The organism is Arthrobacter celericrescens (assembly GCF_003614925.1).
Taxonomy (GTDB): Bacteria; Actinomycetota; Actinomycetes; order Actinomycetales; family Micrococcaceae; genus Arthrobacter; species Arthrobacter celericrescens.
In genome coordinates this window covers 48,636-75,333 of sequence record NZ_QYLP01000035.1, presented here as the reverse complement: position 1 = coordinate 75,333, position 26,698 = coordinate 48,636, and the positions used below count along the sequence as shown (strand labels likewise).

General features: G+C 68.2%; 24 protein-coding genes and 2 riboswitches. Of the genes, 9 read left to right on the top strand and 15 right to left on the bottom strand.

Features of this window, described 5'->3' with window-relative positions; translation table 11 throughout:
- Positions 1-110 precede the first annotated feature (110 nt).
- From D3654_RS09250 to D3654_RS09215, 9 genes are all read right to left on the bottom strand, one after another.
- Positions 111-3,131 (bottom strand): alpha-mannosidase, encoded by a 3,021-nt coding sequence (locus D3654_RS09250; RefSeq protein WP_120521205.1) that lies wholly within the window; start codon positions 3,129-3,131, stop codon positions 111-113.
- A 183-nt stretch (positions 3,132-3,314) separates the two neighbouring features.
- Positions 3,315-4,187, bottom strand: a complete 873-nt coding sequence (fdhD, locus tag D3654_RS09245; RefSeq protein WP_120521204.1) for a formate dehydrogenase accessory sulfurtransferase FdhD — start codon at positions 4,185-4,187, stop codon at positions 3,315-3,317.
- A gap of 159 nt (positions 4,188-4,346) precedes the next feature.
- Complete coding sequence (locus D3654_RS09240) at positions 4,347-5,675, bottom strand: molybdopterin molybdotransferase MoeA (protein ID WP_120521203.1); 1,329 nt, start codon at positions 5,673-5,675, stop codon at positions 4,347-4,349.
- Positions 5,672-6,004 carry a DUF6457 domain-containing protein gene (locus D3654_RS20465; RefSeq protein ID WP_162943693.1) on the bottom strand — a complete coding sequence of 111 codons (333 nt, stop codon included), beginning with the start codon at positions 6,002-6,004 and terminating at the stop codon, positions 5,672-5,674. The genes D3654_RS09240 and D3654_RS20465 overlap by 4 nt, the downstream gene beginning before the upstream one ends.
- A 30-nt stretch (positions 6,005-6,034) precedes the next feature.
- Positions 6,035-6,637, bottom strand: coding sequence for a molybdenum cofactor guanylyltransferase (mobA, locus tag D3654_RS20460; protein ID WP_162943692.1), 603 nt, complete (start codon positions 6,635-6,637; stop codon positions 6,035-6,037).
- A 62-nt stretch (positions 6,638-6,699) separates the two neighbouring features.
- Entirely contained in the window at positions 6,700-7,200 is a 501-nt protein-coding gene (locus tag D3654_RS09230) for an HNH endonuclease (RefSeq protein ID WP_115789200.1), read from the bottom strand.
- Between the two features lie 267 nt (positions 7,201-7,467).
- Entirely contained in the window at positions 7,468-8,244 is a 777-nt protein-coding gene (locus D3654_RS09225) for an NlpC/P60 family protein (protein WP_120521202.1), read from the bottom strand.
- A 3-nt stretch (positions 8,245-8,247) separates the two neighbouring features.
- A riboswitch (cyclic di-AMP (ydaO/yuaA leader) is annotated at positions 8,248-8,418 on the bottom strand.
- Between the two features lie 146 nt (positions 8,419-8,564).
- Positions 8,565-9,386, bottom strand: a complete 822-nt coding sequence (locus tag D3654_RS09220; RefSeq protein WP_120521201.1) for a M23 family metallopeptidase — start codon at positions 9,384-9,386, stop codon at positions 8,565-8,567.
- Between the two features lie 2 nt (positions 9,387-9,388).
- Positions 9,389-9,593, bottom strand: a riboswitch (cyclic di-AMP (ydaO/yuaA leader).
- Between the two features lie 113 nt (positions 9,594-9,706).
- Positions 9,707-10,402, bottom strand: coding sequence for an iron-dependent transcriptional repressor DtxR (locus tag D3654_RS09215; RefSeq protein WP_120521211.1), 696 nt, complete (start codon positions 10,400-10,402; stop codon positions 9,707-9,709).
- 289 nt (positions 10,403-10,691) lie between these two features.
- Between D3654_RS09215 and serC the strand changes: the two genes are divergently transcribed.
- A complete protein-coding gene (gene serC, locus D3654_RS09210; protein ID WP_120521200.1) occupies positions 10,692-11,822 on the top strand; it encodes a phosphoserine transaminase in 1,131 nt (376 codons plus the stop codon).
- Positions 11,823-11,872: 50 nt separating this feature from the next.
- Here the strand turns inward: serC and D3654_RS09205 are convergent, their stop codons facing one another.
- From D3654_RS09205 to D3654_RS09195, 3 genes are read right to left on the bottom strand one after another with little or no spacing between them, the layout of a single operon-like run.
- A complete protein-coding gene (locus D3654_RS09205) occupies positions 11,873-13,171 on the bottom strand; it encodes an MFS transporter (protein ID WP_120521199.1) in 1,299 nt (432 codons plus the stop codon).
- 44 nt (positions 13,172-13,215) lie between these two features.
- On the bottom strand, positions 13,216-13,866 hold the full coding sequence (locus tag D3654_RS09200; protein ID WP_120521198.1) for a DUF3027 domain-containing protein: 651 nt from the start codon (positions 13,864-13,866) through the stop codon (positions 13,216-13,218).
- 7 nt (positions 13,867-13,873) lie between these two features.
- The gene (locus D3654_RS09195) at positions 13,874-14,257 is read right to left on the bottom strand and encodes a cold-shock protein (RefSeq protein ID WP_120521197.1); all 384 of its coding nucleotides are present in this window, start codon (positions 14,255-14,257) and stop codon (positions 13,874-13,876) included.
- A gap of 170 nt (positions 14,258-14,427) precedes the next feature.
- Here D3654_RS09195 and D3654_RS09190 point away from each other — a divergent pair, with 170 nt between their 5' ends.
- The 4 genes from D3654_RS09190 (at position 14,428) to D3654_RS09175 (ending at position 20,531) form a co-directional block, all read left to right on the top strand.
- Positions 14,428-14,643 (top strand): hypothetical protein, encoded by a 216-nt coding sequence (locus tag D3654_RS09190; RefSeq protein ID WP_120521196.1) that lies wholly within the window; start codon positions 14,428-14,430, stop codon positions 14,641-14,643.
- A gap of 41 nt (positions 14,644-14,684) precedes the next feature.
- Complete coding sequence (locus D3654_RS09185; RefSeq protein WP_120521195.1) at positions 14,685-17,162, top strand: helicase-associated domain-containing protein; 2,478 nt, start codon at positions 14,685-14,687, stop codon at positions 17,160-17,162.
- 10 nt (positions 17,163-17,172) lie between these two features.
- On the top strand, positions 17,173-18,819 hold the full coding sequence (locus tag D3654_RS09180; protein ID WP_120521194.1) for a DNA repair helicase XPB: 1,647 nt from the start codon (positions 17,173-17,175) through the stop codon (positions 18,817-18,819).
- Between the two features lie 350 nt (positions 18,820-19,169).
- Entirely contained in the window at positions 19,170-20,531 is a 1,362-nt protein-coding gene (locus D3654_RS09175) for a prealbumin-like fold domain-containing protein (protein WP_162943691.1), read from the top strand.
- Between the two features lie 114 nt (positions 20,532-20,645).
- Here the strand turns inward: D3654_RS09175 and D3654_RS09170 are convergent, their stop codons facing one another.
- Entirely contained in the window at positions 20,646-21,614 is a 969-nt protein-coding gene (locus D3654_RS09170) for a LysR family transcriptional regulator ArgP (RefSeq protein ID WP_120521192.1), read from the bottom strand.
- A 45-nt stretch (positions 21,615-21,659) separates the two neighbouring features.
- Between D3654_RS09170 and D3654_RS09165 the strand changes: the two genes are divergently transcribed.
- Positions 21,660-22,403, top strand: a complete 744-nt coding sequence (locus D3654_RS09165) for a LysE/ArgO family amino acid transporter (protein ID WP_245413159.1) — start codon at positions 21,660-21,662, stop codon at positions 22,401-22,403.
- Between the two features lie 40 nt (positions 22,404-22,443).
- Here the strand turns inward: D3654_RS09165 and D3654_RS09160 are convergent, their stop codons facing one another.
- Entirely contained in the window at positions 22,444-22,650 is a 207-nt protein-coding gene (locus D3654_RS09160; protein ID WP_120521190.1) for a hypothetical protein, read from the bottom strand.
- Positions 22,651-22,818: 168 nt separating this feature from the next.
- Here D3654_RS09160 and D3654_RS09155 point away from each other — a divergent pair, with 168 nt between their 5' ends.
- The 3 genes from D3654_RS09155 (at position 22,819) to D3654_RS09145 (ending at position 25,495) form a co-directional block, all read left to right on the top strand.
- Complete coding sequence (locus tag D3654_RS09155; protein ID WP_120521189.1) at positions 22,819-23,529, top strand: response regulator transcription factor; 711 nt, start codon at positions 22,819-22,821, stop codon at positions 23,527-23,529.
- A 2-nt stretch (positions 23,530-23,531) separates the two neighbouring features.
- Entirely contained in the window at positions 23,532-25,055 is a 1,524-nt protein-coding gene (locus tag D3654_RS09150) for a sensor histidine kinase (protein WP_205571768.1), read from the top strand.
- Between the two features lie 149 nt (positions 25,056-25,204).
- Positions 25,205-25,495 (top strand): WXG100 family type VII secretion target, encoded by a 291-nt coding sequence (locus D3654_RS09145; RefSeq protein WP_120521188.1) that lies wholly within the window; start codon positions 25,205-25,207, stop codon positions 25,493-25,495.
- Positions 25,496-25,618: 123 nt separating this feature from the next.
- On the opposite strand, the gene D3654_RS09140 is transcribed toward D3654_RS09145, so the two are convergent.
- Complete coding sequence (locus tag D3654_RS09140; protein WP_120521187.1) at positions 25,619-26,650, bottom strand: ribonuclease HI family protein; 1,032 nt, start codon at positions 26,648-26,650, stop codon at positions 25,619-25,621.
- Positions 26,651-26,698: the final 48 nt, after the last annotated feature.

Below are 26,698 nucleotides of genomic sequence, written 5' to 3'. Positions count from 1 at the left end.
ACCATGTCACCCTGGAACCCCTGCACCAGACTGGATAGTGCACGCCGCCTCACCGAATTTTCATGTCATAACGACAACAACTGCGAGCTAGTTGGGCCGGCCCGCGGGGATCAGCGGCTGAAGCGCAGGGTGACCAGCTGGAAGGGCCGGAGCGTCAGCATTGCGTTGTCCGTTCCGCCCGACACGCCCGGCGCGTCCATGGGCCGCTCCAGCAGGTCCACCGACTGCACCGCGCGGGACTCGAAGTTCGCCGTGACCACCCCGCCGGACCGTTCGCCGAGGGATTCGTAAAGCCGCACGATCACGTCCCCCGACCCGTCCTCGGCAAGCTTCACAGCCTCTACAACGATCGCTTTCCCCGACACCGTGAACAGCGCTTCGGCGGGCCTGGCACCGGCCACGGTCCGGGGCTTCAGGTTGCGGCGGTAGCCTTCCTCGACGGCGTCGGCGATCGCGGCACCCGGCCGGACGCTCAGCTCCAGGACGTGCATGCCGCGGTCGGCCTGCGGGTCGGGGAACTTGGGCGCCCGCAACAGCGAGACGCGCACGTTCGTGGTGGTGCCGCCGTCGGCCCGGACGGCCCGGGTGACGTCATGGCCGTAGCTGGAACCGTTCGCGACGGCGACACCGTAGCCGGGCTCGCCCACGTGGAGCCAGCGGTGGGCGCAGATTTCGAACTTCGCCGCTTCCCAGGAGGTGTTGTTGTGGGTCGGCCGGAACACGTGGCCGAACTGGGTCTCCGAGGCCGAACGGTCCGCGCGGACGTCGAACGGGAAGGACACCTTCAGCAGCTTCTCCCGCTCCTGCCAGTCGACCGCGGTGGAAATATCCAGGGACGGCGCGCCCGCCGCCAGGGTGATGCGCTGGGTGATCGTGGAGGAACCCGCCTCGCGTTCCACCACGACGACGGCGTCCCCGCGGTCGCGTTCGAGCCGTACCGAGCGCGCTTCGGCCAGGGAGCGGACGTTGCGGCGGTAGAACTCGTCGATGTCCCAGGCGTCCCACTCGTTAGGGGTGTCGCGGAACAGTTCGAGGTGGTTGCCGGCCTGTCCCGGGGCGATGGCTTCGCGCCCGCTGGCGTGGTCGGTCAGGGAAACCAGCAGCCCGTTGGCGTCCAGGACGGCGCGGATGATGCCGTTGTCCAGTGCGTAGCCGCCGTCCTGTTCCGTGGCCTCCACGGCCTGGCCGGGCTCCGTGGCTTCGGCCGCGGCCAGGGCGGGGACGCCGTCGCGGGCGTAGGGCGCGGCGTTGAGCAGGAAAGGGGTCTCCCCTTCGCCGAGCAGCGCCGTGGCCGCGCCGGCGATGATGTCCTCGAGTTCCCGGGCGATGGCTGCGTAGTTGCGTTCGGCGTCCTGGTGCACCCAAGCGATGGAGCTGCCGGGCAGGATGTCGTGGAACTGCTGCAGCAGCACCAGCCGCCACAACTTCTTGAGCTCCGCGGCAGGGTACCGGTAGCCGCTCCGGACGGACGCCGTCGCGCACCACAGCTCGGCCTCCCGCAGGAGGTGCTCCGAGCGGCGGTTGCCCTGCTTGGTGTTGGCCTGGCTGGTGTAGGTTCCGCGGTGCAGCTCCAGGTACAGCTCCCCCACCCATACCGGGAGCTCCCGATATTCGGCCTCCGCCCGCTCGAAGAAGTCCCTGGCGGTGCCCAGCCGGACCTTCGGCGAGCCTTCCAGGTTTGCGGTGCGGTGCGCGGCGGCCACCATTTCGCGTGTGGGTCCGCCGCCGCCGTCGCCATAGCCGAAGGGCACCAGGGACATGCTTCCCCGGCCGTGCTCACGGTAGTTGCGTTCGGCGTGGGCGAGTTCCCGGGCGTGGAGTTCGGAGTTGTAGCTGTCCACGGGCGGGAAGTGGGTGAAGAGCCGGGTGCCGTCGATGCCTTCCCAGTTGAAGGTGTGGTGTGGCATCCGGTTGACCTGGTTCCAGGAGATCTTCTGCGTCAGGAACCAGCGGGAGCCAGCCGACTTGACGATCTGCGGCAGGGCCCCGGAATAACCGAAGGAGTCGGGCAGCCAGGCCTCCTGGCAGTCGACGTCGAACTCTTCCAGGAAGAAGCTCTTGCCTTCGAGGAACTGCCGGGCCATGGACTCTCCTCCGGGCATGTTCGTGTCCGATTCCACCCACATGCCGCCCACCGGCATGAACTGGCCTGCCTTGACCTTTTCCCGGATCCGCACGAACAGCTCGGGGTAGAACTCCTTGATCCAGGCCAGTTGCTGCGCCGAGGAGCAGGAGAACACGAAGTCCGGGTTGTCGTCCATGAGCGCCACGACGTTGGAGAAGGTGCGGGCGCATTTGCGGATGGTCTCCCGGACCGGCCACAGCCAGGCGGAGTCGATGTGGGCGTGGCCGGTGGCGAGCAGCTCGTGCGCCGAGGCGTAGGCGGGGCTGGCAAGGACCCCGGCCAAGGCGGCCCGGCCGGCGGCAGCGGTTCCGGCGATGTCGTCCGGGTCCATGATGTCCAGCATGCGTTCGAAGGCGCGCAGGATCGAGTGGCGGCGCGGCAGTTCCACGGGCAGCTCGTGCATGAGCCCGCTGAGGGTCCAGATGTCCTGGCTGAGTTCCCAGACTGTTTCATTGAGCTCGGCGATGGCGATCCGGGCGAGCCGGTAGCGCGGTTCCTCGCCCGCCGTGGCCTTGTCCCCCAGGGGCGTAGCCGCGAAGGTCCAGCCCTGGCTCAGGTCCGGGTTCGCCGCGGCCTCCACGTAGAAGTCCACGGACATACCGCCGCCCAGCAGCTTCAGGGGCACGTGCTGGTTGCGGGGTGAGATGGCCTTGATGATGGTGCCGTCCGGACGCCAGGCGATGCCTTCGCATTGGAAGCCGGGAGCGTCATTGCTGAAGCCGAGATCGACGACGACCTCCACCGTGGTGCCTTCCGCGGAGCCCCAGTCGTCCGGGACTTCGCCCTGCAGCCGGATCCACTTGGTGCTCCAGGCCCGCCCCCAGGCGGAACCGTGGTCGAGGGGCGCGTAGTCCTGGTGGATGGCCTCGGAGGCTGGAACCGGCTCGCCCGGGACGTCCCAGCTGCTCAGGGTCAAGGGCACGGTGCGGCCATAGATGGCGGGCGTGATCCGCTCGCGGACAAAACGGTCCAGACGCTTCTCGGTCAGTCGCCGGTCGTCGTGCAATTCAGATCCCCCTAGCGCCCCGCCATCGTTTTCGTGGCCGGGCCGTGAGCTTCAATGGGAAGCAGGCTTGTCATGGTGTGGACAGTCCTGCCCCTCGGGATGGCGCTTCAATTCGATGGATAAAAATCTACGTCGTCGAAGGCCAATCGCCAAGTGATTGCCGGCTCTCTCTGCGCTCGCGGTTCAGGCAGGGGACCTGACGCCGCTCAGGAGCCGCCCGCTGCCCGCGTAAACGTTCAGGCTGGTGCGGCGGCTGAAGCCCACCAGGGTCACGCCGGTTTCCTCGGCTAGCTCCACGGCCAGGCTGGACGGGGCACTGACGGCGGCGAGCACCGGGATTCCAGCCAGTGCGGCCTTCTGCACCAGTTCGAAGGAGGCCCGTCCCGAAACCTGCAGCACGGTGCCGGACAGCGGCAGCTTTCCTTCGCGGAGGGCCCAGCCCACAACCTTGTCGACGGCGTTGTGCCGGCCCACGTCCTCGCGCAGGCACAGCAGTTCCGCGGATCCGTCCTCGTGGATCCGGAACAGCCCTGCCGCGTGGACGCCGCCGGTCTTGTCGAACACGGCCTGGGCTTCGCGAAGCCGGTCCGGCAGGGCGGCGACGGTTTCGACCGGCACCCGCAGGCCGTCGTCGGCGGTGTTGTGGCGCAGGGTCTTGCGCACGGCCTCGATCGAATCGGTGCCGCAGATCCCGCAGGAACTCGAGGTGTAGACCTTCCGGCCGGTGTCCGGCAGGACGACGTCGGGCCGCAGCTGCGCTTCCACCACATTGAAGGTCTGCACGCCGTCCTCGTCCTCGCCGGCGCAGAAGCGCAGGGAAACCAGCTGGGCGGAGTCCCAGATCACGCCCTCGGACACCAGGAATCCGGCCACCAGGTCGAAGTCGTCGCCGGGGGTGCGCATGGTGACGGAGAAGGACATCCGGCCGAGCCGGATCTCCAGCGGTTCCTCGACGGCGAGCACGTCCTCCCGGTACCGGACCGGATGCTCGGCCGCCTGCGCGGAGCCGTCCAGCACGAACTTGTGCACCTTGCGTCGCTGGGTAACGCGTCCCATTCAGCTGCCCTCCGGGGTTGAAACATGATTGACGAAGCCGTCACGCTGTCCTGCTGGGGAGCCTGCGGTTCATAGCTCCATCATGGCAAGCACACAGGTGGGATGCCACCCGGCGCCCGCCATCCGGGCAGCCGCCGGGTCCGGCCAAGCCTGGCCGGTTCAGTCGTCCAGCGCGCTCCAGTCCACGGGACCGGAGGGGGCCTTCCGCGCCGGCTTTGCCGCCTTCCGGGGCTTCTCCTCCGGCGCCTTCGGTTTAGGCAGCGGCGGCCCCCACGGCAAGGGGAAAGCCTGGACGAGGGCCCCGAGCTGCACGCCGTGCGGCGGAACCACCATCACGCCGTCCGCGCCTGCGAGGCCGCGCATCATGCCGGAGCCCGCGTGCTGGGCCGGCGAGGCGAGGCCATAGACGAACTTGAACGGAATCAGGCGCGTGCGGCCCGGCATGGGGTCGAGCGTGGCTCCGCACGGAACCTCACCGATCTCGTCCAGCCTGCCATGGCCAAGGGCTGCCAGCAACGGCCCCCCAACGGTGAACAGTGCCATCATCGCGGCGAGCGGGTTGCCCGGCAAGCCCAGCACGAAGCGGCCGTCCGGCAGTTCCGCCAGGACGGCCGGGTGTCCCGGACGCATGGCGATGCCGTCGATCAGCAGCCGCCCGCCCAGCTCCGCCACTGCCTTGCGCAGGTGATCCGTGCCCGAGCGGCCGGTGCCGCCGGTGGTGATGACGACGTCGGCCGGCGCCGTCTCGGGGGTCGGCTCGCCCTCCCGGAGGGCGTCGAGCCATTCTTCATAGGAGTCGCCGGCCCTCGCCTGGCCGCCGCGGATGCCGCCCAGGAGTTCGACGACGGCCCCCAGCTGGGGGCCGAAGGTGTCCCGTACCTGGCCGGGTACCGGGACACCCTCGGTGACCACCTCGGAACCGGTGTACAGGAATTTGACCAGGGGTTTGCCGAGGACGGTGAGTTCGTCGCGGCCGGCCAGCGCGGCCACGCCCAGGTGCGCCGGGTTGAGGACGGTTCCGGCCTTGATGAGGACGTCGCCGGCGGCGGCTTCCTCGCCGGCGCGGCGGACGTGCTGGCCGTTGCGGGGCTCCCCCGGCTTGGCGCTTCCGCCGAGCGCCAGGACCGGCAGTCCGTCGTCGTCGGTGGCGATCACGCCGCTTTCGCTGCGCAGCACCGCCTTGGCTCCAGGCGGGATCAAGCCGCCGGTGACAATAGGGCTTGCCTGGTGGGGCGCGAGGCGGTGCCCGGGCTCGGCAAGGATCCAGGGGCCGCTTCCGTTGACGGCCCAGCCATCCATCGCAGACGAGGCGTAATGCGGCAGGTCCTGCAGGGCAAGGACATCTTCGGCCAGGGTGCGCCCCAGTGCGTCAGACAGGGGGAGGGGGCCGGCGGGGATGGGGGTTGCGCAGTCGAAGGCGAGCTGCCGTGCTTCGTCCCAGAGGTGGTCCAGGTGGCCGTGGTCGTGCGCGGCCTCGGCGTCCGTCATCCGGCGTCGGTCTCCCCGGTGCCGGATTCAACAGTGCCTGATGCGCCCGTTCCGGATTCAACGGCCGCGTAGTCCTTGGAGAGTTTGCGGGCCAGGGCCGTCGCGGCGTCCATCGACGTCTTCTGGTCAGCCTGGCCGGTGCCGGCGGCAACGCCGGCGGCGAAGCCCGCCACGAAGGTGGTCAGCGGGGCGGCCGGGCGCACCACGGAATGCGCAGCGACACCGGCGAGGGAGAGCACGGCGTCGATGTCGATCTGGGTGTCTTCGAGCTCAAAGGCTTGAAGCAGGGTCCTGCACCATTCTTCGAGGGTTTCTTCCTGGCTCTTCACGATTCGCCTCCACGTCCGGTGCACCTGGTGTCACGGCGGGCTGCCGTGCACGCCGAGCGCAGCGGCGTCGTCCCAGGTATCCACGTCGTCGGCGGCGTGTTCGGGAACGGCTGCGGTCAGCAAATCAAGACTAGCAAGCAGTCTGAACACGGGGGCGTTCGTTAAGGTGCCTTCCGCGGCCCGTGCCGCAACAGCCCGGCGCAGGGCGTCTGCGGCATACACGGCCAGGAGCGGCTGCTTCCTGCCGTCGGGGGACAGTCCCAGCACGCCGTCGGTTCCGGGATGGTCCCGGAGGGCGGCCAGCAGGGGCGCCACTGCCGTCGCGGCGTGCGGCATGTCGCAGGCCAGGACCAGGACCCAGGGGGCCGGGGGCTTTTCGCCGCGTCCCAGTTCCTCCAGTCCCGCGGCAATCGCCGCGGCGGGCCCGGCGAAGGGCGGGTCTTCCTGGACCGTCAGGGCTCCGGGCGGCAACTTTTCCGGACGCGGGCCGACGACGACGAGGGAGCCTGCGCCGTCCGCTGCGGCCAGTGCCCGCTCAAGGAGCGTGGCGCCGTCGTACACCAGCCCGGACTTGGGCACGCCGCCAAGGCGGGAGGACCTGCCTCCCGCGAGGATCACCGCATCGAACTCCACCCGCCCAGCGTACCCGGGCACGCCGGAAGCCGGCCGCTCGCGGCCGTGGGTGACGCCAAGCGTCAGGCAGCCGATTCAGGCAACAGGAAGGGATCCCATGCAGGAGCAGGTTTCTCAAGCTCCTTGATCTGCCAGATGGTCCCGGTGGGGGCCGCCGGAGTGAAACGCAGCTTCCAGCCCATCTCGGCCGGCGTGTGGTCACTCTTGGCGTTGTTGCAGCGCAGGCACGCCGCCACCAGGTTTTCCCAGGAATCCGCGCCGCCCCTGGATTTGGGGTGGACGTGGTCAATGGTGTGGGCTGTTTTGCCGCAATAGGCGCAACGGTGTCCGTCGCGGCGCAAGACGCCACGGCGGGTGACCGCGGTGATCCTGTTGTAGCGTGGCCGGATGTAGCGGTTGAGGAGGATCACGGACGGACGTCCGAGAATCTCCCGTGGCCCGACGACAGGCTCGTCGCCTTCGGCCACTACGCTCGCTTTTCCGGTGAGCACAAGGACCAGCGCCCGGCGGAAGGTGACTACCGCCAGCGGTTCATATCCAGCATTCAGAACGAGTGTGCGCATGCACGTACCTCTTCACGGCCGCACCCGTCAGGGGCGCGAGGGCCGGCTGCCCTCTGCATGTACGGGCTGTGGATCGACACCTCAAGAGTAAACATGCAATGGCCGGAACAACGAATCCACGCGCCCGCTCACAGGAGGTGTCGGGCAATGTTCATGTGCCGGCCATGTCGGCAACGGCCTCCCTTGGGCAGGCGGGAAGGCCGGTATTAACGGCGAAGGCCCCGCAGGGTCGGGGACCTGCGGGGCCTCGCACGGAGGTATCGAAAATCAGCCGCCGACGCGGATGAAGACCGGGCCGGAGCCCACGTTGGCGCTGTAGAGGGCGGTGGTTCCACCGTTCCAGCCGCCGTGCACAGCCTGGCCGTTGCCGACGTACACGGCGATGTGGGCCATGCCCATGCCACCGTTCTGGTAGTAGATCAGGTCGCCCGGCTGGGCCTCGGCGGCGCTGACGGTGCGGCCGAGGGACAGGTAGTCTGCCGGCCAGCCATGGAAGTTGATGCCGACGGCGGCCAGGGCGTTGCTGGCCAGGGCGGTGCAGTCCTGTGCAACGCCGAGCTGGGCGTAGGCGGCTGCGGCGATGGCCGCGCCCTTGCCGCTGGTGACCTTGGCGGCCGGAGCGGCGGCGGCGGTGGTCACGGAAACCTGGGCAACCGGAGTGCTTGCCTCAGTGGTCTGGGTAGCCTGGGCCGGGGCCTCGGCTTCCTGGACGGCCACCGGGGCTTCCTCGACAACCGGAGCGGCAACAGTCTTGACGGCGGGGCGCTCGAACTTGATGGCGACGCTGGAGCCGGCGGAGATGCTTGCCTGGGCGACGGACTGGACTTCCAAGGTGGAAGCAGCGCTGGATTCGCGGGCAACGTTGGACTCGGCAGCGTTGGCGGCGACACCGCTGGTCAGGACCAGGCCGGACGCTGCGGCGATGACCGCCGCCTGGCGGCCCATGCTACCGGCGTTGCTGCCAACGGTCTTGGCGATGACGGCAAGCGGTGCAGTCTTGGGGGCTGCGGCGCGGTGGCGCGCAGGAATAGTGCGTGAAGACACGTAGAAGCCTCTCCCTATGCCCGCGAGGTAAGCTGTCGGATTCGGATGGGAGTCATCCGGCCGCAGGGCAGTTCCGTAGTGGAAAAGATCTGCGACTTAACCCCAAGGTCACCGTGGTGATGACCGGAAGTGGGTCCCCCGCCTCTGCCAGACGATGTTTTGCGAACGGATCCTTGAGCAGTGGCAGAGCTAGGCAATCCACTCAAGTGCATCAACTCTCTAGAAGTTGATGCGGTTTAGACGCTACAGCAATTCAGACCGAATGTCACATTCAGGTCACGGACGGTGACAATCATGCGAGAGGTCACCATCAGATCGGGTTACAGCCAGCCCTGGGGCTCGACGACTTCGCCGTTGACCATGACCTCGAAATGCAGGTGGCAGCCGGTGGAAGCACCGGTAGTGCCGCTGAGGGCGACGACGTCGCCGCGGTTGACGCTCTGGCCGACCGAGACGTTGAACGACGACAGGTGGTTGTAGGTGGTTTCCAGGCCGTTGCCGTGGTCGATCACCACCCGGTTGCCGCCGCCGTAGGGGTGCCAGCCGGCAAAGGTGACCGTGCCCGAAGCCGCGGCGAAGACATCGGTGCCGCATTGGGCCGCGAAGTCACGGCCGCGGTGGAATTCGCCGTAGCCGCCGGTAAACGGATTGATCCGGTAACCGAAGGGCGAAACCGAAACCATGCTGGTCAACGGCGCACCCAAGCTCCCCTGGGACGATGCCGCCTGGACCGAACCGGCAGACTGCGCGCTGAGCAACTGGCGCAGTTTGGCGTCCGGATCGGCCTTCGTGGAAACGGCCATACGGCTGAAGTCGACCTTCGCGCCGGCGGAAACGGGGATCTCGGGCTGGGAACCCATCGCCTGCGCGGCGGCGGACCCGGCCTCGGAGGTAGCGTTGAGGCCGCCCGAGCCCGGGATGGCAACAGTCAGGATGAGCCCGGTGGCGGCCAGCGCAGCGCCGGCCTTCTGACCCACGCCGCTCGCGGCGGCGAAGTCTGCCACCTGCTGCAGGGGGCTCCTGCGACGGCGGGTTACCGGGCGGGATTCACGGGGCTGGTCGGCCCTTGCGACGGCCCGTGGCCGCAGCTCAGCAACGGGGCCGGACGCACGCCTGCGACCCCTGGTGTTCTGCGTGGTCAAAAGGTTCCTCTCTGGAAGCCTGCGAGGTTAGCTGTCGGATTCAGGTCAGAGAGTGCACAGACCTGGCCCGCAGGAAGGCACGCGGCACAGAGGTATCCCAGAAAGGCCCTGCGTTACATGCTTCCCGTGCGGACTTCACCCCAAGGCTGCCTTGCGGCAACCAGTGATGGTTCCCCCGCCCCTGCCAATGAACGGATTAATCCACCTGTTCCGCTGGCAGAGTTCGACTCCGGATCAGGTAACGCTTTGGTATCAGCGCTAGTACCCAACTATAGGTGATTAACACCCTCAGTAATAAATTCGTTATCTTCGCCGAGGGGTCAGGCGACGGTCACAAAGACGTGTGCGGCGACTTCCGGCGGAAGCTCCAGTGCGCCCTCAATGCCCGGGACGCGGACCGAGATGTACTCCCCTACCCGGGCCAGGGACACCTGCGCGCCGGGGCGGATGCCGCCTTCGTCCAACTGCACCAGCAGTTCGGGCTCCACCTGGATCGGCTCGGCCAGACGGCTGACTACGACGCGGGCGTCCGGAGCGTAGTCGTCCATGGCCTGCAGGAGGTTGACGACGCCGTCGCCGAAGGGAAGTGCAGGGGTCCCACCGATCGCTTCGAGCCCCGGGATCGGGTTTCCGTAGGGGGACTCGGTGGGCCGGTCGAGCAGTTCGTACAGCCTGCGCTCGACGCGTTCGCTCATCACGTGCTCCCAGCGGCATGCCTCGTCATGGACGTAGGCCCAGTCCAGGCCGATGACGTCCGACAGGAGCCGTTCCGCGAGCCGGTGCTTGCGCATGACTTCGGTGGCACGCTTGCGCCCGGCCGGAGTCAGTTCGAGGTGGCGGTCATTGGAGACGACGACGAGCCCGTCCCGCTCCATGCGGCCCACCGTCTGGGAAACCGTGGGGCCGGAGTGCCGGAGGCGTTCGGCGATGCGGGCACGAAGAGCCACGATGCCCTCTTCTTCGAGCTCCAAAATGGTTCGAAGATACATCTCAGTGGTATCGATCAAATCCGTCATCCAGCTCAGCTCCTCGAGCACAGTATCTTGCGTATTTTCCACCGTACCGCAAGCGGACAGGCGGCCGATTCGCGGGCATTCCGGCCCGGACTCCAGGCTCCATCTTAGCTTATTTGGAATTACTCTTGATAATTCCGGGGCGGTGTGCGGGGCACATTTGCCGGGGCGTGGCGCACTGTGACACCCCGGTTCTGAGCTCCCGGCGAAGTCAGGCAGAATTGGGGAGGCGATGGCGCACTTCTGCCACCCGTCACGAACCACCAGGCCGCTACACCATTGGAGCTAAACCGTGAGCGAGAACAGCATCACTATCCCGGCAGACCTGAAGCCTGTCGACGGCCGGTTTGGCGCCGGGCCTTCGAAGGTGCGCCCGGAGCAGATCGAAGCACTCTCCGCAGCCTCCGCAACCATCCTCGGCACCTCGCACCGCCAGGCACCGGTCAAGAACCTGGTGGGTTCCGTGCGCGAAGGCCTCAGCGAGTTCTTCCGCGCTCCTGAAGGCTATGAGGTGATCCTCGGCGTCGGCGGCTCCACCGCGTTCTGGGACGTCGCCAGCTTCGGCCTGGTGGAGAAGAAGGCACAGCACCTGTCCTTCGGCGAGTTCGGCTCCAAGTTCGCCGCGGCCACCAACAAGGCCCCGTTCCTGGAGGCCTCCTCCATCATCAAGTCCGAGCCGGGCACCCGCCCCGTCGCGTCTGCCGAAGCCGGCGTGGACGTCTATGCCTGGCCGCAGAACGAGACGTCCACCGGCGTCGCCGCTCCGGTCAAGCGCGTTGCCGGGGCCGACGACGGCGCGCTCGTCCTGGTGGACGCCACGTCGGCGGCCGGCGGCCTTGACGTCGACGTCGCCGAAGCCGACGTGTACTACTTCGCCCCGCAGAAGAACTTCGCGTCCGACGGCGGCCTGTGGCTTGGCCTGTTCTCCCCCGCCGCGCTGGAGCGCGCCGCCCGCGTCAAGGCCAGCGGCCGCTGGATCCCGGACTTCCTGGACCTGCAGACCGCGATCGACAACTCCAAGCTGAACCAGACCTACAACACGCCGTCGCTGACCACGCTGGTCACCCTGGACGCCCAGGTCCAGTGGCTGAACAAGAACGGCGGCCTGGACTTCGCTGCCAAGCGCACCGCAGACTCCGCACAGCGTGTCTACCAGTGGGCCGAAGCCTCCGAATTCGCCACCCCGTTCGTGGCCAAGGCCGAAGACCGCTCCAACGTCATCGCCACGATCGACTTCGACGACTCAGTGGACGCTGGCGCCATCGCCAAGGCGCTGCGCGCCAACGGCATCGTGGACACCGAGCCGTACCGCAAGCTGGGCCGCAACCAGCTGCGCATCGCCACCTTCGTTGCCATCGAGCCCGATGACGTCTCGGCGCTGCTGGCCAGCATCGACTACGTGGTGGGCGAGCTGCGCAAGTAGTACAACTACTGGACGGCGCCGCTCCGGGTTTCCGGGGCGGCGCTTTCTGTTTAAGGAGCCTGCCTGTCGGAAGCCTGGGCTGCTCCCGTCGACACCGAGGCGATCCGGAAGACCCGCAGCCCCCTTGCGCTCCGGTCGAACCGCAGGCGGAGCTGCCGCGCCCTGACAATCCAGACAAGCCCGACGACGGCGGCCGAGATGCCGGCGGCCGCGGCGACGCCGAGGGACCAGCGCGGGCCGGCGACGTTGGCGATCCAGCCCACCAGCGGCGCCCCGATGGGTGTCCCGCCCATGAAGATCGCCATGTACAGCGCCATGACGCGGCCACGCATCACCGGATCGGTGGTCGACTGCACGTAGCCGTTGGCGCTGGTGATCATGGTCAGCGCGAACAGTCCCACGGGCACCAGCGCGAACCCGAACAAGGTGTAATCGGGGGCGAGGGCCGCCAGGAGGCTGGCCACACCGAAGGCCCCGGCGGCCCCGAAGATCAGGCGCAGGCGCGGCCGTCCCCGCCGGGCCGAGAGCAGCGCGCCGGCCACCGAGCCGATGGCCATCACCGAATTCATCAGCCCGAAGGCGCTGGCGTCCATGCCGAATTCCGTGCCCACCATCGCCGCGATGAACAGGACGAAGTTCAGCCCGAGGGTGCCCATGATGAAGATCGCCACAAGGACCACCACGATGTCCCGGCGGTGGCGAACGTAGCGCAGGCCCTCAACAATGCGGCCCTTGCCCGCCGCGGCGCGGGGCTGCACACGCAGGGTGCCCATGGGAATGAGGGCCAGGGCCTGGATCATCGCCAGGAACGTCACGGTGTTCAGCAGGAAGACCCCGCCCGGACCCACCACCACGGTGAGCACGCCGGCGACGGCCGGGCCGATCATGCGGGCGACATTGAACGAAGCACTGTTGAGCGCCACGGCGTTGGCCAGGGAATCGTCGCCTACAAGTTCGGAGACGAAGGTCTGGCGGACCGGCGCATCCAGCGCGGACACCAGTCCCAGCAGGAGGGCGAAGACGTAGACGTGCCACAGCTGCCCGGCCCCGGCCACCACCAGGATTCCCAGGCCCGTGCTCAGCAGGGCCATGAGCCCCTGGGTCAGGAAGAGCAGGCGGCGGCGGTTGTAGCGGTCCGCCAGCAGCCCCGCCCAAGGCGCCAGGAAGAGCTGTGGACCCATTTGCAGGGCAAGCGTGATGCCCATGGCGCCGGCGTCATGGTTGCTGAGGTGGTCGAAGACCAGCCAGTCCTGGGCAGTACGCTGCATCCAGGTCCCGACGTTGGAGACCAAGGCGCCCAGGAACCAGACGCGGTAGTTGCGGATGTGCAGGGATTTGAAGGTGGACATCAGTTGCCGCCTTCATCCGGATCACCTGCAGGACACCCCAAGACTTATTCAGCCTCGGATTCGCCGTCGCCGCCATCGTCGTCGGGTTCCTCGTCGGGTTCGTCGGTGTCTTCCGAAGTGTCGGCGCCGCTGGCAGCGTTTTCGGGACCGTCGGCTGCGTCTGCGCCAGCGGACGGTTCGTCGGCCTCGGAACCGGGCTCGCCGTCGTCGTCGGAATCGCTCTCCGGAACCGGGGCCTCATCCTCGGGGCGGACGCGTTTGGCCCACGGGACCCATTCGGGGGCCAGGATGGATTCCTCCGAGGGCAGCAGCCCGAGTTCGCTCACGGTGACCGTCTTGGAGCGGGAATTGCGCGTCACCACGGCGTACCACTGCCAGCCGCCGTAGCCGGGCAGCCGGGACTCGAAGAGGTGCGTGACTACCCGTTCGCCCTCGGACTTCGCCGCGATGTGCGGGCCGATCTCGCTGTCCTTCGCGATGGTGGCCACCGCATCGCGGGCGACGTCGACGGCGGCAGCGAGGAAGGCGTCCGGCTTGCCGACCCGCCACACCGGGACGCCGGCGCGCGGCTTGGCTGCCGGAGCCTTCGCCGGTGCTCCCTGGGACGTGGCCGCAGCGGTTTTCCGCGCGGAAGAGCCCCCGTCCGCCGCTGCGGGAGCGTCGGCCTGGCCGGCTTCTACGGATTCGGAGGTCATGGGTGGCCTAGGCCTCGAGCTCGTCGGCAACCTTGCGGAGGACAGCCGCGATGGCCTTGCCCTTGGCGCCGTCGGGGTACTTGCCGGCGGAGAGGCTGCCGGACAGCTTGTCGAGCACGGACACGAGGTCCTGGACCACGGGGGCGAGCTCGCGGGCGCCCATGCGCTTGGCCTTGGCAACGGACGGCAGCTTGTCCAGCACCCGCAGGCCGAGGGCCTGGGCGCCGCGGCGGCCGTCGGCCACGCCGAACTCGACCCGGGTTCCGGCCTTGAGTTCGTTCACGCCTGCGGGCAGCGCCGATTTGGGCAGGAAGACTTCCTGGCCGTCTTCGGCCGCGAGGAAGCCGAAACCTTTGTCCTTGTCATACCACTTGACCTTGCCGGTGGGCACGTATTCAACCTTCTTCGTTCTTGCGTGGAGACACGGCCGGCAGCTCACCGCATCCGCAGGGTTCCTGCGGGATCAGGGGCGATTGCCTGCTCCGTGTTGGTCTGTTCCCTCAAGGTTATCGTGCCGGGCAGCGATCCCGTGCTTTGGGACGGGCTGTTAGCGTTGCTTCCATGAGTATCACCGGCTACCGCCGCCCCCTGACGATCGCCGCCGCCGTCGTCGCTTTGCTGTCCCTCGCCGCCGTGGGCGGGGTCATGGCGATCGCCGCCGCGGGCAGCGCCGCCCCCGCCTGGATGACGTCGCTTGCCCTCTACGGCCTGCCGCTTGCCTTTCTCGCGATGCTCGTCCTGGTGGTGGACGCGGTGGTCCAGCGCCGCCGGAAATAAGGCAGGGCACGCTGGGTCCTGCGGGCGGTAACGTTGAAGTGATGTCCCTCATCCGCGCGCTCAGCAAGGACCTGGAAGCGCGCAGCGACGACTCGCTGCGGGCCCTGTTCGCCGCGCGTCCGGACCTGATTTCCCCGGCGGCCCCGGACTTCGCGGCCCTCGCTGCACGGGCCAGCGCGCGGGTGAGCGTGCAGCGCGCCTTGGAGCGCCTGACCAAGCCGGAGATGCAGGTCCTCGAAGCCGTGCATCTCTGCACGAACCCGGACACCGGCCACGGCGTTTCCGCCGCAGGACTGAAGAAGGCAATTGCCGGGGCCACGCTGACGGCGCTGGAGGCCATCCTCCACCGGCTCGGGGACCTGGCCCTCATCCACCGCTGCGAGCCGCCCACCGGCACCCATCCGCCCGTGTCCAGGCAGCGTTTCTACCTTCCGGTGGGAAGCCTGAAGGACGTGGTGGGCATCTACCCGGCGGGCCTGGGCCGCAGCTACACGGAACTGGTGCGGCTGCAGCCTGCCTTCGCGCAGCGCGTGGTCCATCTGGTTGCCGAGCTGCGCCGCAGCGGGGCGGGCGTCCCGGAGGCGGCCACCCCCATGGAGGCCGCCCTCGCCCTGCAGCGCTGGACCTCTGGACCCAAGGCCCTGGACCACATCCTCGCCGGCGCCCCGGAGCGGACCCGCGCCCTGCTGGACAAGTTCGGGAACTGGGCCATGGGTGCCGTGCCCCAGGCCCAGCGCATGGCCTCGATCGGCAACGAAGGACCCGACGTCGGCCCTGTCGACTGGCTGCTGGCCCGCGGCCTGCTGGTCCCCCTGGACGCCTCCCACGTGGAGCTTCCGCACAGCGTGGGGCTGGCCCTGCGCAACGGCATGATCGTGGACCATTTCACGGTGCAGGCCCCGCAGCCCGAACTGGGCCTCACTAGCGCCCTGCTCCGCCGGAACGCGGCCCTCGGCGCGATCGCCGAGGCCCTGCGGCTCCTGGGCGAACTGCTCGCGGCCGTGCGCGAGCAGCCGCTCGCCACTCTGCGCAGCGGCGGCGTTGGCGTGCGCGAACTGAAGCGCCTCGCGGACAGGCTCCGGCTGGAAATCCGCGAGACCGGCCTCTTCCTGGAAGTCGCCGCATTGGCCGGGCTCCTGCGCCTGGACGTGGACAGCTCAACTTGGATCCAGCCGCAGGGCCTGGAGTGGCTCGCCCTGCCGCGCCAGGAACAATGGCTCTGGGTGGTCAACGCCTGGCTGGCAAGCGAACGGGCGCCCTCCCTGGTGGGACAGGCTGTGTCGGCATCCGCCGGCCACCAAGGCAGGCCGAACTCCGCCGGAACCACCATCAACGCCCTGTCCGCCGAGGCCCAGCGCCCGGACGCCCCGTTGATCCGGCGTCGCGTGTTGGACATCCTGCAGGAACTCACGGTGGAGGCCTCCGCGCCCGACGGCCGGGCCCCCGTCCTCGACGCGCGTTCCGTCCTGGAACGGGCGGAGTGGTCACAGCCCCGGATGGCCCGCCGCTTCAGCTCCCTGGTGCCAGGGATCCTGCGCGAGGCGGAACTCCTGGGGCTCATCGGTTCCGGCGCGTTCACCCAGCTCGGCGCGGCAATCGCCGTCGAAGAGCCGGACCGGGCCCTGGAAATCCTCGGCGAGCACCTGCCGGCCGCCGTCAACCACGTGCTCCTGCAGGCCGACCTCACTGCCGTGGCGCCGGGGTACCTGGCGCCGGGACTCGGCGAGCGCCTCACCCTGCTCGCCGATGCCGAGGGGCAGGGCCCCGCCACCATCTACCGTTTCTCCGAGGCTTCCATCCGCAGGGCGCTCGACGCCGGCCAGGACGCCGCGTCCATCCTGCAGTTCCTGGGCGAGCACTCCGCCACGGACGTACCCCAGCCACTGGAGTACCTGGTGCAGGACACCGCGTCCAGGCACGGCAGGCTGCGCGTCGCGAGCAGCGCCAGCTTCATCCAGAGCGACGACGAAGCCGCCATCGCCGAACTCCTTCTCGAGGCCGGCGCGTCAAGCCTGGGCCTGGTCCGGATCGCACCCACCGTGCTCACCTCGGCGGCGAGCCCCCGGGAGACCGCGAGGGTGCTGCGCGAGCTGGGACTGTCCCCCACCGTGCAGGAGCCCGAGCCCGCCGTCGTCCGTTATAAGCGGACCGCCGCTGTCGCCGGAAGTGCCCGTCCGGTCTATTCGGCGCCGCGCTCGGCTCCCGCAGAGGACGACGTCGAAGCGCAGCTTGCGGTGCTGCGGCACCGGCGGGGCGGGGCGGCGGAGACCTCCGGCGAGGCGGCCGCGCAGCTGGGGCTTGAGGCGCTGCAGCGCGCCATCCGCCTGAAGCAGGCCGTGACCATGAACGTGGTGGACGGACAAGGGAATTCCAACAGCGAAACGGTTGTTCCTGTGTCCGTCTCCGGTGGTAGGGTCCGGGTGTTCGACCCTGCCCGGGACACCGAACGGGTGCTGTCGATCCACCGGATTGTCGACGTCGAACCCGCGGCCGGGCAGGCCGCCAAGCCACACAAGTAAGGGAGCTTCAGTGAGCGACGGTCCGCTGATTGTGCAGAGCGACAAGACCATCCTGCTGGAAGTGGACCATGAACTCGCCACCGAGGCCAGGCATGCCATTGCGGCGTTCGCCGAGCTGGAGCGCGCCCCGGAGCATGTGCACAGCTACCGGCTCACCCCGCTCGGGCTCTGGAACGCGCGGGCGGCGGGACTGGACGCCGAAAAGGTGCTGGACACGCTCCTGCGGTACTCACGTTTTCCGGTGCCGCATTCGCTGCTGCTGGACGTCGAGGAAACCATGTCCCGCTACGGTCGGCTCCGCTTGGAGAAGGACCCGCAGCACGGACTGGTGATGCGCACGGACGACTATCCCGTCCTGGAGGAGGTCATCCGCGCCAAGAAGATCGCTCCCCTGCTGGGACCGCGGATCGACGGCGAAACCGTGGTGGTGCACTCTTCGCAGCGCGGTCAGCTCAAGCAGTTGCTGCTCAAGCTGGGCTGGCCGGCCGATGACCGCGCCGGGTACGTGGACGGCACGCCGCACCTGATCAGCCTCAACGAGGACGGCTGGCAGCTGCGGCCCTACCAGAAACTGGCCACGGAGAACTTCTGGGCCGGCGGCAGCGGCGTCGTCGTCCTTCCCTGCGGGGCGGGCAAGACGATCGTGGGGGCGGCAGCCATGGCCACCGGTTGCACCACCACGCTGATCCTGGTGACAAACACGGTGGCGGCGCGGCAGTGGAAGGACGAACTGCTCCGGCGGACCACGCTCACCGAGGACGAGATCGGCGAGTATTCCGGCTCGGTCAAGGAGGTCCGGCCGGTCACGATCGCCACCTACCAGGTGCTCACGACCAGGCGGGGCGGGATCTACCCGCACCTGGAACTCGTGGACGGGCACGATTGGGGCCTCATCATCTACGACGAGGTCCACCTCCTGCCCGCGCCGATCTTCCGGATGACGGCAGATCTCCAGGCCCGGCGCCGGCTTGGCCTGACCGCCACCCTGGTCCGCGAGGACGGCCGGGAGGGCGAGGTGTTTTCGCTCATCGGGCCCAAGCGGTACGACGCGCCGTGGAAGGACATCGAAGCCCAGGGCTACATCGCCCCGGCGGACTGCGTGGAAGTCCGGGTGGACCTGCCGCGGGACGAGCGGGTTGCGTATGCGATGGCCGACGACGCCGACAAGTACCGGCTGTGCTCGACGTCGGAAACCAAGACCGCGCTCGTCGAACAGCTGGTTGCCGCTCACGTGGGCGAGCAGCTGCTGGTGATCGGTCAGTACATCGATCAGCTCGACGAAATCGGCCAGCGCCTGGACGCCCCGGTGATCAAGGGCGAAACCCCCGTCCGCATGCGGCAGAAACTGTTCGACGCGTTCCGGGCCGGGGAGATCAACACCCTGGTGGTGTCCAAGGTGGCCAACTTCTCCATCGACCTGCCCGAGGCCTCCGTGGCGATCCAGGTCTCCGGCTCCTTCGGGTCCCGGCAGGAGGAGGCCCAGCGGCTCGGCAGGCTCCTTCGTCCCAAGAAGGACGGCCGGGCGGCGCGGTTCTACGCCCTGGTTGCCCGGGACACCCTGGACCAGGACTTCGCCGCGAGGCGCCAGCGTTTCCTGGCCGAGCAGGGTTATGCCTACCGGATCATGGACGCTAAAGACGTCGGCGCGGCGGGCTGAAAGCCGGGCACGGCCAGTACGGTCAGATAACCGCAAAAGGGCGGGCATCGCCGATTGTCCGGCCGTTATCGCAACGCTATAATCGACCCGCCGGGGGGTGTGTCGCTGGACGGACTTGACTCAGAGGAGTCCGCCAGGCCCCGCCGACAGGCTGGGCCAGCGCCGCAAGGCGCCTTCTGCGTGCATTGCCACCCACTCATTCCGGCCGACGCCTGGCACTCTCTCCCCGTTTCTCCCCTCCGGGCACCGGCACGTCCGGCAATGTGCGCGGCCGCGGTCACGGACTGCGGCGCCCGGCCCCGCAAGGACCGGGCATTATGAAGCGTTCTCAATGTTGGGAAGCGATCACTATGCACAGAAAGACACGCGCACAAATCGGCGTCGGATTGGCCGTTTTTGCGCTGGCCTTGAGCGGCACCACCGCCGCCCAGGCAAACCTCTCCGGAAGCAGCTTCGATGCCGCGGACGGCAACCTCGTCGTCGATGACGAGGCCATGGACTGGGCCAACGCAGGCATCGACTGTCCGCCCGGAACCGTCCTCGGATGTGGGCTCGACAAGGACACGGGCCAGACCGATGATTCCTTCGGCAATGGCACCAAGGAAGACGACGCCGTACCGAGCGTGATCGACGGCTCCATTCCGAACAACAAGAGCGACCTGCTTCGCTTCTATACCCGGCTCATCCCGGAAAACGGCGATGACTTCCTCTACCTCGCCTGGGAGCGTGTCCAGGAACCAAACGGCACCACCAACATGGACTTCGAGTTCAATAAGTCCAGCGTCCTCTCGGGCAACGGCGTCACTCCGGTCCGCTCGGCCGGTGACGTCCTCATTAAGTACGATCTGTCCCAGGGCGGCGTGAACCCCATCCTCGGCTACCACCTTTGGGTAACCACCGGCAATCCCCGGACGGTGTGCGAAGCTTCGAACACCGTTCCTTGCTGGGACAAGGTCCACAGCCTGACAGGGTTCTTCGAAGGCTCAATCAACTCTGTTCCGGTCACGGACCCGATTGCCCCGAACGCCCCGCGCACCCTCAGCGTCCGGACCTTCGGCGAAGCCGCCATCAACCTGACCGATGCCGGCCTCATCCCGCCGGGAGCCTGCCTGCCGTTCGCATCTGCGTACCTGAAGAGCCGCTCGTCCGACTCCTTCACCTCGGCAGTGAAGGACTTCATCGCACCGATCAGCGCCGGCGAATCCCGGTGTGGAACGATCAACGTAGTCAAGCAGGATGACGACAGCCCGGCTTCACCGCTCCAGGGCGCCGTCTTCACGCTGTACAACGACAATGCCCCTGTGGGCGGAACCCTCGGTGCCGAGGACACAGCGACAACCACCACCTGCACCACCGGTGCTGACGGCAAGTGCTCCTTCACCAACATCCTGGTGGGCAACTACTGGGTGGTGGAAACCACGACGCCTCCGGGCCACGACACCGCAGCGCCGCAGGCTGTCACGGTGACGGGCGGTTCCACGGTGACCCTCACCTTTGTCAATCCACGCGACTTCAAGATCATTGTCCTCGTGTGCAAGGAAGCCGATAACTCGCTCTACTCCAGCACGGTGACCGTTGACGGCGTGGACAAGGCCTCGCTCGCGGCGGCGCCTTCCGGCCTGACGGCTGCGCAGCTGTGCGGCCTCGGCGGAGCGGCCTACGACGACAAGAGTCATGGAAACCACCCGGCGAACGTCAACATCCCGCAGTAGGCACCACCTGAACCGCTGATACGCGGCTCGCAACAAATACCGGCTCGCAACAAGCCGCGCAATGAATCCGAGGGACTCCGGCCGCAGGCCGGGGTCCCTCGTTTGCCGGGGGCTTCATCGGCGGCGCGGCCCGGCGGCTTCAGGACCCAGCAGGTAGTCGGCCGCGGTGGCCCGCACCACCTGGCTGACGGTGTCCAGCAGCGGCGACGACGTGCGCCAGCGCTGCCAGTACAGCGGAACGTCGAAGGGACGTTCCGGTGCCAGCTCCACCAGGCGCCCTGCATCCACCTCCGGCAGGCATTGGATTTCGGGGACGAGGGCCCAGCCGAGGCCCAGGCGGACGGCGTCGAAGAAGTCCTGCGACGCCGGAACGTAGTGCCGCGGCCCCCGCGCCGGCCGCGCCGGCCGCGCCGCACGGCTGCGTGATTTCCTGAACAGGCCGTCGAGGAAAACGTCCTGGTAGGTATCCTTCCGGTCGAAGTCGACTGCGGGAGCAGCATTGAGCTGCTGCGGATCCAGCGGGCTCCCATCACCGACGTCCGGCAGCCATTGTTCGACGAAATCCGGCGCGCCCACGGCCCGGTAGCGCATGGTGCCCAAGGGTTCCACACGGCACCCCTGCACCGCTTCGGGGGTGGCCGTCACTGCCGCCATCACATCGCCCGAGCGCAACAGGCCCGCAGAATGCTGCTCGTCGTCCCGGCGCAGATCGAAGGCCACGTCCAGCCCGGCGGGCATCCTTGCCAGTGCGCGCAGAAACCAGACAGCGAGGGAGTCCGCGTTGATCGCGATGGGCATGCTGTGATGCTCCGGGGACCCGGCAGTGAGCCCCAGCTCGCGTGCTGCGTCCTCCTCAAGCTGCGCCATCTGCCTGGCCAGGCGCAGCACCACTTCCCCGGCCGCTGTCGCCTCGACCGGATTGCTGCGCCGCAGCAGGACCTGGCCGGCGCTGTCCTCCAGCGACTTGAGGCGCTGGGAGACGGCCGAGGCCGTCACGTGGAGGTGCCGGGCGGCGGCTTCGAGGGTGCCTTCGCTGACGACGGCGGCAAAGGTGCGCAACTGCTCGGAGGAAAAGCGGCTCATAAGATCATCTTAGGGATGCTAAGAATCTTTAGCTGGTCTAACCACGTGGGCGACCGTAGCGTCGATGGGGTGGAAATCAGCGGAATCATTCATGCAATCGTCCTGGGCCTCGGCACCGGACTCGCCCTCATCGTGGCCATCGGAGCCCAGAACGCCTTTGTGCTGCGGCAGGGCCTCCTCGGCCGGCATGTGGCCGCCGTCGTTGCGGTGTGCGCGGTCTCCGACGCTGCGCTCATCGCCGCCGGGATCCTCGGCATGGGGGGCTTGGTGACTGCCGCGCCGGCCGTAGTGGTGGCACTGCGGTACGTCGGTGCCGCGTTCCTGTTTTGCTACGGGGCCATGGCGGCACGGCGCGCCTTCCGTCCGCAGTCCCTGCTTCCCGGGGAAGACGACGGCGACGGGCGGGCTGATGGCGGACTGACTGCGGGAACCGGGCCTGCAGGGGCGGGGTCCGCCGCGCCGGGGTCGACAGCCCTCGCGACCAAGACCCGCGCCACGGGCCTGGCCCCGGCGCTGGCCACCATCCTGGCCCTGACCTGGCTCAACCCCCACGTCTACCTGGACACTGTGGTCCTGCTGGGCTCGGTGGCCAATGCCCAAGGCGAAGGGCTGCAGTGGTGGTTCGGCGCGGGAGCGGTGCTGGGCAGCATCCTGTGGTTTTGCTCGCTGGGCTTCGGGGCCCGCCTGCTCCGGGGGTTCTTCGCCCGGCCGGCCTCGTGGCGGATCCTCGACGGCGGCATCGCCGTGACGATGACCGCGCTGGCGGCGGGGCTGGTGCTGGGAAACTAACGCGCCGGGAAAACCAACGCGCGGAAAACCAAGGCGGTCTTCAAGCCACCAGGCGTCCCGCACGGGCCGCCGGAACGGCATCCACCGTAGCCCAGGATTCCGGGGCGGACAGCTTCGAGTCCGCGAAGCGCTCGGCCTCGGCCAGGCCGTCGAAGGTCTCATGCCCGAGGCGTCCAGACTCCGCGTCAAGGTAGTGGACGTGGTATTCGGTGGTGGAACCGGTCTTCGGTGCTGCTTGCTGTGTCATGGCTCCAGTGTGGAACCGGGCACTGACATTTTTGCCTTCCCGCCCCGGCGTGTCCGTATCCAGGCGGCAGGCCAGGCGGCAGTCCAGGCGGCCCGCAGTCCAGGAACCTGGATGTTCCTCACAACAAGCGTCCAGCAAACTCACAGTTACTGGGAGCACCATGAATGCATGAAGAAGAACGGTCCTGAAGCCAAGCTCCTTGTTGTCGACGACGAACCGAACATCCGCGAATTGCTCTCCACCTCGCTGCGGTTCGCAGGTTTTGACGTTGTCGCCGCAGCCAACGGACGCGAGGCGCTGGCCGCCGTCGAGCAGCATGCCCCGGACCTCGTGGTCCTGGACGTCATGCTCCCGGACATGGACGGTTTCACCGTCACCCGCCGCCTGCGCGCCTCGGGCAAGCACTTCCCGGTGCTGTTCCTGACCGCCAAGGACGACACCGAGGACAAGGTCACCGGACTCACTGTCGGCGGGGACGACTACGTCACCAAACCCTTTAGCCTCGACGAAGTGGTAGCCCGGATCCGCGCGGTGCTGCGCCGGACGCAGCCGCTTGAGGACGACGACGCCGTCCTCCGGGTGGACGACCTGGAGCTCGACGACGACGCCCACGAGGTGCGCCGCGGCGGCACCGTGATCGAGCTGTCGCCCACCGAGTTCAAGCTGCTCCGCTACCTGATGCTGAACCCGAACAGGGTCCTGTCCAAGGCCCAGATCCTCGACCACGTCTGGGAATACGACTTCAACGGCGACGCCTCGATCGTGGAGTCCTACATCTCCTATCTGCGCCGCAAGGTGGACATCGATCCGGACTCGGCAGGCCTCATCCAGACCAAGCGCGGCGTAGGCTACGTGCTGCGGACAGCGGAGAAGCGCTGACCTTGAGCGAACGTTGGAGGTCGGCCTCCCTGAAGTCACAGCTCGTGGCGATCATCATGGGCCTGCTGCTCCTGGCACTCGCCGCGACGGGCGCCGGAACCCTGACCCTGGTGCGGAGCTACCTGCAGGACCAGGTGGACGACAAGCTGCGGGCCGCCGTCGAACTCGCACGGCAGCAGCGTTCCTTCGACAAGCTCGAACCCAATCCCGCCGTCCCCACCGACTACTCCCTCATGCTTTTCAGCCCCGGGGCCGCCCCGTACCCCTTCGGCGGCGACAAGGACATCCACCCGGCTATCACCAGCTTCTCCCCTGATACTGCCCGCAGCTACGGCCTCCAGCCCTTCCAGGTGCGCGGCACGGACGGGAACAACTGGCGCGTGGTGGCCGTCGTCGTCGTGGACACCAGCACCGGGCAGAACGCGGTGGTAACCGTGGGCCTGCCGCTGACCCCGGTGGACAAGGTCATGGAGCATGCCACGCTGGTGGTGGTCGGCGTCGGGCTGCTGACGCTGGTGTTGGCATTCTTCATCGCCACGTGGACGGTGGGCCGGTCCTTCCGGCCGTTGGTGCGCGTGGAGAAGACTGCCGCGGCCATCGCCGCCGGGGACCTGTCCCGCCGCGTGGAGATCGAAAACCCCGCCACGGAAGTGGGCCGGCTGAGCGCATCACTGAACGCGATGCTCGCCCATATTGAGACGTCCTTCGCCGCACGTGCGGCCTCGGAGGGCCGGATGCGGCGCTTCGCCGCCGATGCCTCCCACGAACTGCGTACTCCCCTGGTGACCATCCGCGGTTTTTCCGAGCTCTACCGGCACGGCGCCCTGGCCACCCCCGAAGACGTCGGCACTGCGATGGGCAGGATCGAAAGCGAAGCCAAGCGCATGGGATCGATGGTCGAGGACCTGTTGATGCTTGCCCGCCTGGACGAACAGCGGCCGCTGCAGCTCAACCCCGTGGACCTGCGGCTGCTGGCCAACGACGCCGTGCTGGACTCCCGGGCGAACTCCCCCGGCCGGGCGTTCTCGCTCACCGGGATCGACGGCGGCGCGGCGGTTGCGGCTCCGGTGCTCGGCGATGAGGCGAAACTGCGCCAGGTGCTGGGGAACCTGGTGGGCAATGCCCTGCGCTACACGCCCGAAGGGACGCCCGTGGAGATCGGCGTCGGGGTACGGAACACCGAAGCCGGCGAGATTTCGGTCCTGGAGGTGCGGGACCACGGCGCCGGCATCCCTGTGGAGGAAAGGCCGCGGATCTTCGAGCGTTTCTACCGTGCGGACACGTCCCGGACCCGGGAGACCGGCGGAAGCGGGCTGGGCCTGGCGATCGTTTCAGCGATCGTCGCCTCCCACGGCGGTACCGTCCGGGTGGAAGACACCGACGGCGGCGGGGCCACGTTGGTGGTCAGCCTCCCCCGCCGCGACGGCCTGTCCGGGCAGGAACTTTCAGAGCGGGGACTTCCTGGCGAAGGCCACTCCGGTCGAGGCCAGGACGCCGCCGACGCCGCAACCGGGCCCGTTTCCTAGCCGATACGGCGCCCGGATCGGCGGAATTGCGGCAGTTGTCCACATAGCGGCTCCGGGCACTGGAGGGCTGCAATGCCCGGACCTAGGCTCATTGGCGTGGACCACAGCCAGCCGCATCAGCGGACCCGCCAGAGTCGAAAGGCAACGCCATGAGCGTCATTTCCGTCGATACCGAACTGCTCCAATTGAAATCAACCAGCGTCAAGGCGACTGAGGACCGGATCAGGGCAGACGTCCAAGCCATGAAGCGGGGGCTCGACGAGCTCAACGCCACGTGGAAAGGCACAGCTGCCAACAATTTCCAGAGCCTCATTGCCGAATGGACGCTGACGCAGAACAAGGTGGAAGCGTCCCTGGCCTCCATCAACCTCGCGCTGTCCATGGCCGCTGCCGCCTACCTGCAGACCGAGCAGGGAAACACCCAGAGGTTCACCTACTGACAGGGGCGCACCGCCGGCGCGGACTCCGTCGGCAACCCACGACGTTCCGCCAACAAAGCCCTGCGGGGCCGGCCATCCCCCAGGCAGGCCCCGCAGCTCCCCCGTAAGCTCCCGGACGTCCCCTTAGCTCTCGGGCGTCCCCTGGTGGAAGCGGAGCCGCCACTGGCCCCGGTCGAGCAGCCAGAGCGAGCTGCGCAGGGACGCACCGGCACGTGAACGGCTGCGGTAGTTGAGCAGCATCGAGTTTTCGCTGAGCCGGTCGGCGCTCAGCAGTTCCACCTCGATGGCCTCCCCGGGATCCTCCTCGAGGGCCATCAGCATCGCATCCCTCGTCCAGTAGCGCCCGGAGCTGCCGATCTCGGCGAAGTCCGGGTGCAGGAGGACGCCCCTCCTGCCGATGTCTGCGCGGACGTCGGGGCGCAGCAGTTCCCGCTCCAGGCCAAGCACAATGTCCTCGGCGGGGACTTCGCCGGACGAAACGATCTCGTCGTCGAGTTCGCTGAAGAGATCCGCCTGGCCGAAGAGGCCGGACTCACCAAAGAGGGCCGGCTCCGCGTGCAGGCGGGCAGGAGCGGCAGTCCGGGCGGCGGCTGCGGGCGCGGCAGTTCGGGTTGCGGCAACGGTGGCTGCACCGCCTGCACCTGCGGCGGCATCCGGCACGGCACCGCCGGCGGGCACCTTCTGCGCGGCGCCGGGGAATCCGGGGCCGACGGGCGCGGCGGTTCCCTGCTGGTAGGCGAAGGCCACGGCGCGGGCGCGTTCGTCAGCGGCCTCGTTGAGGTCGTGGCCTGCGTGCCCCTTGACCCATTCGAAGGTGTACTTGCGGCCTGCGATGGCCTGGTCGATTTCCTTCAGCAGGTCCACGTTGAGCACGGGCTTGCCGTCAGCCTTGCGCCAGCCTTTGCGCTTCCACCCTGCCATCCATTTGGTAATGCAGTTGATGACGTACTGGCTGTCGCACAGGATCCGGAGGTCCTCCTGGGGCAGGTGGGCGGTGGACCTGAAGAGGTCCAGCACCGCCATCAGTTCACCTTGGTTGTTGGTGCCGTGCGGCCAGCCCCCTGCCTGCCAACAGGAGTCGTCAACGTACCAGGCCCAGCCAGCAGGCCCGGGATTGCCGAGGGCGGAGCCGTCGGCGGCAGCAATAATCGTCATGCCTTCAATCCTGCCAGACGGGACTGACAGCGAAACCCGCTGGGGAAA

Excerpts from the sequence above, each read along its gene's own strand:
- fdhD (WP_120521204.1), bottom strand. The coding sequence starts at position 4,187 with ATGGGACGCGTTACCCAGCGACGCAAGGTGCACAAGTTCGTGCTGGAC.
- D3654_RS09240 (WP_120521203.1), bottom strand. The coding sequence starts at position 5,675 with ATGACGGACGCCGAGGCCGCGCACGACCACGGCCACCTGGACCACCTC.
- D3654_RS09230 (WP_115789200.1), bottom strand. The coding sequence starts at position 7,200 with ATGCGCACACTCGTTCTGAATGCTGGATATGAACCGCTGGCGGTAGTC.
- D3654_RS09215 (WP_120521211.1), bottom strand. The coding sequence starts at position 10,402 with ATGACGGATTTGATCGATACCACTGAGATGTATCTTCGAACCATTTTG.
- D3654_RS09205 (WP_120521199.1), bottom strand. The coding sequence starts at position 13,171 with ATGTCCACCTTCAAATCCCTGCACATCCGCAACTACCGCGTCTGGTTC.
- D3654_RS09200 (WP_120521198.1), bottom strand. The coding sequence starts at position 13,866 with ATGACCTCCGAATCCGTAGAAGCCGGCCAGGCCGACGCTCCCGCAGCG.
- D3654_RS09190 (WP_120521196.1), top strand. The coding sequence starts at position 14,428 with ATGAGTATCACCGGCTACCGCCGCCCCCTGACGATCGCCGCCGCCGTC.
- D3654_RS09185 (WP_120521195.1), top strand. The coding sequence starts at position 14,685 with ATGTCCCTCATCCGCGCGCTCAGCAAGGACCTGGAAGCGCGCAGCGAC.
- D3654_RS09175 (WP_162943691.1), top strand. The coding sequence starts at position 19,170 with ATGCACAGAAAGACACGCGCACAAATCGGCGTCGGATTGGCCGTTTTT.
- D3654_RS09170 (WP_120521192.1), bottom strand. The coding sequence starts at position 21,614 with ATGAGCCGCTTTTCCTCCGAGCAGTTGCGCACCTTTGCCGCCGTCGTC.
- D3654_RS09160 (WP_120521190.1), bottom strand. The coding sequence starts at position 22,650 with ATGACACAGCAAGCAGCACCGAAGACCGGTTCCACCACCGAATACCAC.
- D3654_RS09155 (WP_120521189.1), top strand. The coding sequence starts at position 22,819 with ATGAAGAAGAACGGTCCTGAAGCCAAGCTCCTTGTTGTCGACGACGAA.
- D3654_RS09145 (WP_120521188.1), top strand. The coding sequence starts at position 25,205 with ATGAGCGTCATTTCCGTCGATACCGAACTGCTCCAATTGAAATCAACC.
- D3654_RS09140 (WP_120521187.1), bottom strand. The coding sequence starts at position 26,650 with ATGACGATTATTGCTGCCGCCGACGGCTCCGCCCTCGGCAATCCCGGG.